Genomic DNA, 8,150 nt, shown 5'->3' on the forward strand with positions numbered 1-8,150 from the left:
GCGGTGATGACGGTGCGGTCGCGCTCGTAGACCTTGGCGATCAGGCCGCCCTTGGCGTCGAAGATCTGCGTCGCCTGGGTGAGCGGCGGGGTCTTGAAGTCGTCGGGGATGTTGGCGAAGCTCTCCGCCGTGTCCTTGGCGGTCAGCCCGATGGCGCCGACGGCGGGCAGGGCGAGGCCTGCCAGCAGGACTCCGGAGAGCACGCTGACGCCCAGGAACTTCACGCCGTTGCCGGCGTGCTCCATCGGGGATCCGCCGGTCCGGCCGCGCGGAGCTCCGGTGTTGCCTGGGGGCTGGGATGCCTGGGGGCGCTTCGGTGCCATGGGGAGAACCCTACGTCGCGGATTCCCGCACACCGGGGCAGGTGTTCGCCTAGGCTTGTCACAAGCTTGCGACAGCTTCGGTGCGTCAACATCGTTCACTCTTGTGGGCGAGAAGACTTGCCCGAATTACCCGCTGATGTCCGGGTTTTGAGGCAGCTGTGGCCTGCTGTGCCGGTGTGGTCGGTCGCACTCAGTGACGACTCCTGTGGCGAGAGTGGGGGTTCCGCTCTTGGCAAGGTGTGCGACCTGCGATCACTCCAACGAGTGAGCTGATCGCCACCCATAGTCCAATTGGGTCATTCGAGATTGAGCCCGAAGGGGCTGTTGCAAGCTGTCGTTCTTCCGTAACGTCCTCAACTGGCAACGGTGAATATGCCGTTGCCGCCGTGGGGGAGCCTCGATACGGGAGAGGACGGCGCCGGCATGGGCTGGGTTGACGACTGGAGTGCGCAGGCCGCCTGCCGCACGAGTGATCCGGACGAACTGTTCGTCCAGGGGGCGGCACAGAACCGCGCGAAGGCGGTGTGCAGCGGCTGCCCCGTCCGGACCGAGTGCCTCGCGGACGCCCTGGACAACCGGGTGGAGTTCGGGGTGTGGGGCGGGATGACGGAGCGCGAGCGCCGGGCGTTGTTGCGCCGCCGCCCGACCGTCATCTCGTGGCGGAGGCTGCTGGAGACGGCGCGCACCGAGTACGAGGAGTCCCTCGCGACCGGGGTGATACTGACGGACTACGCCCAGGCGGGCTGAGCCCGGCCGCACCACGCGGCCCGGGCCGGTCGGCCCCGCGGACGGGGGGCCGTGCCGCGCAGGGCCGGTGACCGCGCCGGGTTGTACCGCCGGGGTCGGTGACCGCGCGGGCTAGACCGCGCCGTTGAGCCGGTCCCCGATGGCCCGCAGCCCGTCCAGGTCGTGCACGTCGCCCGGCAGCGCCGGCACCTCCACGATCGGCACGTCCGGGTACACCGAGACGAAGCGGTCGCGGGTACGGCGTTCGCGCCCCATGATCTGCATCCGCTCGGCGTGCAGCCGCAGCAGCCCGGCCGCGAGCAGCTCGGCCTCGGGCGAGGCGTGCTCCGAGCCGTTCTCCTCCAGGGCCTCGGCGGCCGCCAGCGCCCGTTCCGCGGTGAGCTGCGGTGCGCCCGTGCCGTGCACCCGGTTGAGCACCAGCCCGGCCAGCGGCATCCGGTCCGCGGCCAGCCGGTCCACGAAGTACGCCGCCTCGCGCAGCGCGTCCCGCTCCGGCGCCGCCACCACCAGGAACGCCGTACCCGGCGCCTTGAGCAGCTGGTACGTGCGGTCCGCGCGCTCCCGGAAGCCGCCGAACATCGAGTCCATCGCGCTGACGAAGGTCTGCACGTCGGTGAGCAGCTGGGCGCCGAAGATCTTGCCCAGGGTGCCGGTGAGCAGGCCCATCCCGGCGTTCAGGAAGCGCATCGCGCTGCGGCCGCCGACCTTGGCCGGGGCGGTGAGGATCCGGATCACCCGGCCGTCCAGGAAGGACCCGAGCCGGTTGGGCGCGTCCAGGAAGTCCAGCGCCGAGCGGGACGGCGGGGTGTCCACGACGATCAGGTCCCACTCCTCGGCGGCGCGCAGCTGCCCGAGCTTCTCCATCGCCATGTACTCCTGGGTGCCGGCGAAGCCGGCCGACAGGGACTGGTAGAAGGGGTTCTCCATGATCGCCCGGGCCCGTTCGGGCTCGGCGTGGGCCAGCACGACCTCGTCGAAGGTCCGCTTCATGTCCAGCATCATGGCCTGGAGCTCGCCGGTGCCGTTCACCCCCTTGACCACCCGTGGGGTGTTGTCGAGCTCGGTCAGGCCCATCGACTGGGCGAGCCGGCGGGCCGGGTCGATGGTCAGCACCACGACCTTGCGGCCGCGCTCGGCCGCCCGCAGGCCGAGGGCCGCGGCGGTGGTGGTCTTGCCGACGCCGCCGGAGCCGCAGCAGACGATGATCCTGGTCTTCGGGTCGTCGATCAGCTCGTCCACCGCGAGCCGCCGTCCGGTGCTCCGCACCCCGTTCGAGGTCATGCCGCCCCCTGCCGCTTCAGTTCGCCCGCCAGCCGGTATAGCCCGCCGAGGTCCACGCCCTCGCCCAGCAGCGGCAGTTCGTACGTCGGGAGCCGCAGCTGCTGGATGTCGGCGCGCTGCGCGCGCTCCAGCTCGACCCGCTCGGCGTGCTCCCTGGCCTGCTCCAGCAGCGGGTCGAGCAGCGGCTCCACCGCCGCCCGGACCTTCTCCCCGGTGCGGGTGCGGCCGCCGAGTCCGGCCTCGCCGAGCGCCAGGGCGACCTCCTCGCGGTGGTCCCCGTCCACCGCGGCCACCGCCGCCGCGTCCAGCACCGGCGGCCGGACCATGTTGACCATCACCCCGCCCACCGGGAGCCTCGCCTCGCGCAGCTCCGCGATGCCGTCGACCGTCTCCTGCACCGGCATCTCCTCCAGCAGGGTGACCAGGTGCACCGCGGTCTCCGGTGACTTCAGCACCCGCATCACGGCCTGCGCCTGGGTGTGTATCGGGCCGATCCGGGCCAGCCCGGCGACCTCGGCGTTGACGTTCAGGAACCGGGTCAGCCGCCCGGTCGGCGGGGCGTCCATCACCACCGCGTCGTAGCGCCGCCGGCCGTCCGGGTCCTTGCGCCTGGTCGCCTCGCAGGCCTTGCCGGTGAGCAGGACGTCCCGTACGCCGGGCGCGATGGTGGTGGCGAAGTCGACGAAGCCGACCTTCTGGAGGGCCTTCCCGGCCCGGCCGAGCTTGTAGAACATCTCCAGGTACTCCAGCAGCGCCAGCTCGGTGTCGATCGCCAGCGCGAAGACCTCGCCGGGCCCGCCCTCCGCGGCCGGCAGCCCGAGCTGGGCGCGGGAGACCGAGGCGATCCGGCGCTCCTCGTACGGGAGCGCGGCGATCCCGAAGAGCTCGGCGACGCCCTGCCGGCCCTCGACCTCGATCAGCAGCACCCGTCCGCCGTCGGCGGCGAGGGCCAGGGCCAGTGCCGCGGCCAGCGTGGTCTTCCCGGTGCCGCCCTTGCCGCTGACCACGTGCAGCCGGACGCCCTCCCAGTCGGGGTCGCGCCGGGCCGCCTGGCCGGGGGTGCGTGCCACGCTCCGTCTCCGTCCGTCTCCGTCCTACGGGCGTCCCCTCCTGACGAGGGTGCCCCTCGCCAGGGTGCCCTCCCGCGAGGGTAACCAGGGAGCGCACCGGATGCCCGGAGCACCTGGGCCGTCAGGCCGGATCATGCCCTGTTTGTGCCCCACCTCACACGCCTCGCGGCGGGCGGCGCGGATCGCCGCGACGGCTCGTCTAGAGTCTGGCCATGACCAAGTGGGAATACATGACGGCGCCCCTGCTGGTGCACGCGACCAAGCAGATCCTGGACAACTTCGGCGAGGACGGCTGGGAGCTCGTCCAGGTCGTGCCCGGCCCGAACCCGGAGCAGCTGGTGGCCTACTTCAAGCGGGAGAAGAACGCATGAGCAAGGTCGAGTCGAAGCTCGCCGAGCTGGGCCTGACCCTGCCGGAGGTGGCCGCCCCGGTCGCCGCCTACGTCCCGGCCCTGCGGACCGGCGACCTCGTGTTCACCTCCGGCCAGCTCCCGGTCGTCGGCGGCAAGCTGCCGAGCACCGGCAAGGTCGGTGCCGAGGTGTCCCCGGAGGAGGCCAAGGACCTCGCGCGGATCTGCGCGCTGAACGCCCTGGCCGCCGTGAAGTCGGTGATCGGCGACCTCGACCAGGTCGAGCAGGTCGTCAAGGTCGTCGGCTTCGTCGCCGCCGCCCCCGACTTCATCGGCGTCCCGGCCGTTGTCAACGGCGCCAGCGAGCTGCTCGGCGCGGTGCTCGGCGAGGCGGGCGTGCACGCCCGCAGCGCCGTCGGCGTCGCGGTGCTGCCGCTGGACTCCCCGGTCGAGGTCGAGATCCTGGTGCGGGTCAAGAGCGCCTGAGCGTGATCACGGAGGCGGGGCCGGGCTCGTCCGGCCCCGCCTCCGTGGTGCCCGGGTGGGCCCGATCCACTCGTGAGCCTGGCGGGAATCGTCGGGCACGCCCTAGCATCCGGGCATGGACCATCGAGCGACGACGCTGCCGATGCCGCCCGGCTGGCCCGCCCGGATCCGGGCGGTCGAATCCGGCGCGGTGACCCCGCCGGTGCCCAGGGCCGCCGCGACCGTCGTGCTGCTGCGCGACGCCGCCGAGGGGCCGGAGGCCTACCTGCTGCGCAGGCGCACCTCGATGGCCTTCGCGGCCGGGATGTACGCCTACCCGGGCGGCGGGGTGGACCCGCGGGACGCCGAGGTCGAGCCGGGCTGGGCCGGTCCGTCGCCCGAGGAGTGGGCCCGGCGGCTCGGGGTGGACGCCCGGACGGCGCGGGCGGTGGTCTGCGCGGCCGTCCGCGAGACCTTCGAGGAGGCCGGCGTGCTGCTGGCCGGCCCGGACGCCGACAGCGTCGCCGCGCCGCGCGACTGGTCCGCCGAGCGGGCCGCGCTGGAGGCCCACGAGCTGTCCTTCGCCGAGTTCCTCCGCGACCACGGGCTGGTGCTGCGCAGCGACCTGCTGGGCGGCTGGGCCCGCTGGATCACCCCGGAGTTCGAGGAACGGCGCTACGACACCTGGTTCTTCGTCGCCGCGCTGCCGGCCGGCCAGCGCGCGGCCCTGGAGGTCGGCGAGGCCGACCGGGTCGCCTGGCTGACCCCGGCCGAGGCGGTGCGGGGCCACCGGGAGGGCCGCTTCGGCATGCTGCCGCCGACCGTGACGGTGCTGCGCGAGCTGTCGTCGGTACGGACCGCCGCCGAGGCCCTGGCCGCGGCCGCCGACCGTCCGCTGGCGCCGGTCCTGGGCCGGGCCGAGGTCCGTGGCGACCGGCTGACGGTCCGCTGGCCCGGCTACGAGGAACTGACCATCGACGGGGAGTTCCCCGAGGGGTCCTGAGCGTTCCACCGACGGGGGCCGGTCGTACGAGCCGTACGGCCGACGCGCTCCGCACGACCCGCACGACCGGCACGACCTGCACCACCCGCACGACCCGACCTTGCCGTACCGACGCAGAGAAAGGACCGACGCCCGATGACCCACGACGACGTGGCTCGCCGGACGGCACCCGAGCTGCCCGCCCGCCGCCTGAACCCCCGTGACCTCGCCTGCGACAGCCAGGTCCCGTTCGTCGAGGTGGCGCAGCGCGCCCTCGTCCGGGCGCTGCCGTTGCGGGCCCTGCACCGGCACGTCGGAGGCGGTCGGTGAGCGGACTCCTGCCGGGCGACCCCGCCGCCGCCGTCGGCGGCGAGGCCACCCCTCGGGCGCTGTGCGTGCTGGCACCGAACCCGTCGCCGATGACGCTGGACGGCACCAACACCTGGCTGCTCTCCGAGCCGGGCTCGGACCTCGCGGTGGTGATCGACCCGGGCCCGCTGCACGAGGGGCACCTGCGCCGGGTGGTCGACCTCGCGGAGGAACGGGGCAAGCGGATCGCGCTGACCCTGCTCACCCACGGCCACGCCGACCACTCCGAGGGCGCGGCCCGCTTCGCCGAGCTGACCGGGAGCGAGGTACGGGCCCTGGACCCGGCGCACCGGCTGGGCTCGGAGGGCCTGGTCGGCGGTCAGCGCCTGGACGTCGGCGGCCTGGACCTGCGGGTGGTGGCCACCCCGGGGCACACCTCGGACTCGCTGACCTTCCACCTGCCGGACGACGGCGCGGTGCTCACCGGCGACACCGTGCTCGGCCGCGGCACCACGATGGTCGCGCACCCCGACGGCCGGCTCGGCGACTACCTGGACTCGCTGCGCCACCTGCACACCATGGCCTCCCAGCACGGCGTGCGGACCGTGCTGCCGGGCCACGGCCCGGTGCTCGCGGACGCGCTCGGCGCCGTCGACTACTACCTGGCCCACCGGGCGTCGCGGCTCGCCCAGGTGGAGACCGCGGTCGAGGCGGGCTGCCGGAGCGCCTCCGAGGTGGTCGCCCGGGTCTACGCCGACGTGGACCGGGCGCTCTGGCCGGCCGCCGAGCTGTCGGTGCGGGCCCAGCTGGACTACCTGGAGGAGCACGGGCTGATCCAGGGCGCCGACTGACCCGGTGGACGCGTAGGGCCCGGTGGACGCGTAGGGCCCGGTGAACGCGGAAGGGCCCGTCCGATCCGGACGGGCCCTTCCGCGTTCACGGGTTCGCGGGTGTCAGCGCGAGCGGCGCGACAGCCGCTCGACGTCCAGCAGGACCACCGCGCGGGCCTCCAGCTTCAGCCAGCCGCGGCCGGCGAAGTCGGCGAGCGCCTTGTTGACCGTCTCACGGGAGGCGCCGACCAGCTGGGCCAGCTCCTCCTGGGTGAGGTCGTGGGCGACGTGGATGCCCTCCTCGGACTGCACGCCGAACCGGCGGGAGAGGTCCAGCAGGGCCTTGGCGACGCGGCCGGGCACGTCGGAGAAGACCAGGTCGGACATCACGTCGTTGGTGCGGCGCAGGCGGCGGGCGATGGCCCGCAGCAGCGCGATGGAGACCTCGGGGCGGGCGTGCAGCCAGGGCTGGAGGTCGCCGTGGCCGAGGCCCAGCAGCTTGACCTCGGTCAGCGCGCTGGCGGTCGCGGTGCGCGGGCCCGGGTCGAACAGCGACAGCTCGCCGATCATCTCGCTGGGGCCGAGCACGGCGAGCATGTTCTCGCGGCCGTCCGGGGAGGCGCGGTGCAGCTTGACCTTGCCCTCCGCCACGACGTACAGCCGGTCGCCCGGGTCGCCCTCGTGGAACAGCGACTCCCCACGGGCGAGGGTGACCTCGGTCATGGAAGCGCGCAGCTCGCCGGCCTGTTCGTCGTCGAGTGCCGCGAAGAGTGCGGCGCGCCGCAGAACGTCGTCCACGTGCTTCCTCCTTCTCGGCCGTACGGCGGGTGGGCCGTCCGGCGCAAGTTCCGTTCAGTGTTCTGCATCACCAAGCATGGCGCATGTCGCTCCGATCATATGAGGAGGGGGTGTGTCGGGGTGTGCCGTGCGGGGCCATTCGTACCGGCGGACCACTGGTCGGGCCCGGGAACGGGAGGCCTCCGGCGGCTGTCGGTCGAACTCTTGTCCGTCTGACTCGAACAGGGAATCGCCCTCACCGTGCGGGTGTCCGGTGCGCGGCACCGCGGACATATGTTTCACGGATAAATTACCTGTTAATCTTTTTGCATGGTCACCACCGCCCAGTTCCGCCAGGCACTTCGGGTCGGTCCGGCCGGGGACGGCTGGCACAAGCCCGCGCTCAGCGCCGTGGTCACCCTCGGCGCGCTCAACCTCACCCTGCTCGGCCTCGGCTGGCTCGACCTCGCCCTCTACACCTCGGCCGGCGGCCTGGGCGCGCTGTACGGGCACGGCCTGCCGTACCGGGCCCGGGCCCGGATGCTGGTCGGCGTGTTGCTCGGGACCGTGCTCAGCACCGGTGCCGCCCTCACCGCCGCCGCGCTGACCCGCGACGCCGCCGTCCTGGTCGCGGTCGCGGCGGTGCTCGCCGCCCTGCACAAGCTGTTCTGCGACGCCGCCCGGGTCGGCCCGCCCGGCAGTCTGATCATCCCCTTCACCTCCTCCAGCTGCGCCTTCGTCCCGCAGCGGCTCGGCGAGGTCCCGCCGCACCTGGCGCTCACCGCGCTCGGCGCCGCACTGGCCGGGCTGGTCTGCATGGCCCCGGCCCTGGTGCGCCCGTACGGGCCCGAGCGGATCGCCACCGCCCGCGCCCTGGAGGCCGCGGCCCGGCTGCTGCGGAGCGATCCCGGCCGGCCGGACGCCGCCGCCCGTACCGCCCTGGTCGGCGCGGTCGAGGCGGCCCGGCAGAGCCTCGCGCTCTCCGCCCCGGCCCGGCGGCGCGCCCTCGGCGACGCG

9 protein-coding genes and 2 pseudogenes are annotated in these 8,150 nt (G+C 73.7%); 7 read left to right on the forward strand and 4 right to left on the reverse strand.

Going from position 1 to position 8,150, the window contains the following annotated elements:
• Positions 1–245: pseudogene (locus AE652_RS29065) on the reverse strand (penicillin-binding protein); the annotation flags it as partial.
• Between the two features lie 501 nt (positions 246–746).
• Between AE652_RS29065 and AE652_RS29070 the strand changes: the two are divergent.
• Positions 747–1,070 (forward strand): WhiB family transcriptional regulator, encoded by a 324-nt coding sequence (locus tag AE652_RS29070; protein ID WP_030240986.1) that lies wholly within the window; start codon positions 747–749, stop codon positions 1,068–1,070.
• A 111-nt stretch (positions 1,071–1,181) separates the two neighbouring features.
• On the opposite strand, the gene AE652_RS29075 is transcribed toward AE652_RS29070, so the two are convergent.
• Together AE652_RS29075 and AE652_RS29080 are read right to left on the reverse strand one after the other, a co-directional pair.
• The gene (locus AE652_RS29075; RefSeq protein ID WP_049656832.1) at positions 1,182–2,351 is read right to left on the reverse strand and encodes an ArsA family ATPase; all 1,170 of its coding nucleotides are present in this window, start codon (positions 2,349–2,351) and stop codon (positions 1,182–1,184) included.
• The gene (locus tag AE652_RS29080) at positions 2,348–3,421 is read right to left on the reverse strand and encodes an ArsA-related P-loop ATPase (RefSeq protein WP_049656834.1); all 1,074 of its coding nucleotides are present in this window, start codon (positions 3,419–3,421) and stop codon (positions 2,348–2,350) included. Before AE652_RS29080 ends, AE652_RS29075 begins: the two co-directional genes overlap by 4 nt.
• Before the next feature lie 212 nt (positions 3,422–3,633).
• Here AE652_RS29080 and AE652_RS45425 point away from each other — a divergent pair, with 212 nt between their 5' ends.
• The 5 genes from AE652_RS45425 to AE652_RS29095 all read left to right on the forward strand — a co-directional run bounded on the left by AE652_RS45425 (position 3,634) and on the right by AE652_RS29095 (position 6,377).
• Positions 3,634–3,792 (forward strand): DUF4177 domain-containing protein, encoded by a 159-nt coding sequence (locus AE652_RS45425; RefSeq protein ID WP_094743074.1) that lies wholly within the window; start codon positions 3,634–3,636, stop codon positions 3,790–3,792.
• Complete coding sequence (locus AE652_RS29085) at positions 3,789–4,256, forward strand: RidA family protein (protein WP_049656835.1); 468 nt, start codon at positions 3,789–3,791, stop codon at positions 4,254–4,256. Before AE652_RS45425 ends, AE652_RS29085 begins: the two co-directional genes overlap by 4 nt.
• Positions 4,257–4,371: 115 nt before the next feature.
• A complete protein-coding gene (locus AE652_RS29090; RefSeq protein ID WP_074001790.1) occupies positions 4,372–5,238 on the forward strand; it encodes an NUDIX hydrolase in 867 nt (288 codons plus the stop codon).
• Positions 5,239–5,373: 135 nt separating this feature from the next.
• On the forward strand, positions 5,374–5,547 hold the full coding sequence (locus AE652_RS46660; RefSeq protein ID WP_158077682.1) for a hypothetical protein: 174 nt from the start codon (positions 5,374–5,376) through the stop codon (positions 5,545–5,547).
• Positions 5,544–6,377 (forward strand): MBL fold metallo-hydrolase, encoded by an 834-nt coding sequence (locus tag AE652_RS29095; protein ID WP_049656840.1) that lies wholly within the window; start codon positions 5,544–5,546, stop codon positions 6,375–6,377. Before AE652_RS46660 ends, AE652_RS29095 begins: the two co-directional genes overlap by 4 nt.
• Positions 6,378–6,479: 102 nt before the next feature.
• On the opposite strand, the gene AE652_RS29100 is transcribed toward AE652_RS29095, so the two are convergent.
• Positions 6,480–7,154, reverse strand: coding sequence for a Crp/Fnr family transcriptional regulator (locus tag AE652_RS29100; protein ID WP_030288117.1), 675 nt, complete (start codon positions 7,152–7,154; stop codon positions 6,480–6,482).
• Between the two features lie 309 nt (positions 7,155–7,463).
• On the opposite strand from AE652_RS29100, the pseudogene AE652_RS29105 reads away from it, so the two are divergent.
• Positions 7,464–8,150 (forward strand): annotated as a pseudogene (locus tag AE652_RS29105) (FUSC family protein); the annotation flags it as partial.

Origin of the sequence: Kitasatospora sp. MY 5-36 (assembly GCF_001182915.1) — a bacterium.
Taxonomy (GTDB): Bacteria; Actinomycetota; Actinomycetes; order Streptomycetales; family Streptomycetaceae; genus Kitasatospora.

Excerpts from the sequence above, each read along its gene's own strand:
- AE652_RS29090 (WP_074001790.1), top strand. The coding sequence starts at position 4,372 with ATGGACCATCGAGCGACGACGCTGCCGATGCCGCCCGGCTGGCCCGCC.
- AE652_RS29075 (WP_049656832.1), bottom strand. The coding sequence starts at position 2,351 with ATGACCTCGAACGGGGTGCGGAGCACCGGACGGCGGCTCGCGGTGGAC.
- AE652_RS29070 (WP_030240986.1), top strand. The coding sequence starts at position 747 with ATGGGCTGGGTTGACGACTGGAGTGCGCAGGCCGCCTGCCGCACGAGT.
- AE652_RS45425 (WP_094743074.1), top strand. The coding sequence starts at position 3,634 with ATGACCAAGTGGGAATACATGACGGCGCCCCTGCTGGTGCACGCGACC.
- AE652_RS46660 (WP_158077682.1), top strand. The coding sequence starts at position 5,374 with ATGACCCACGACGACGTGGCTCGCCGGACGGCACCCGAGCTGCCCGCC.
- AE652_RS29085 (WP_049656835.1), top strand. The coding sequence starts at position 3,789 with ATGAGCAAGGTCGAGTCGAAGCTCGCCGAGCTGGGCCTGACCCTGCCG.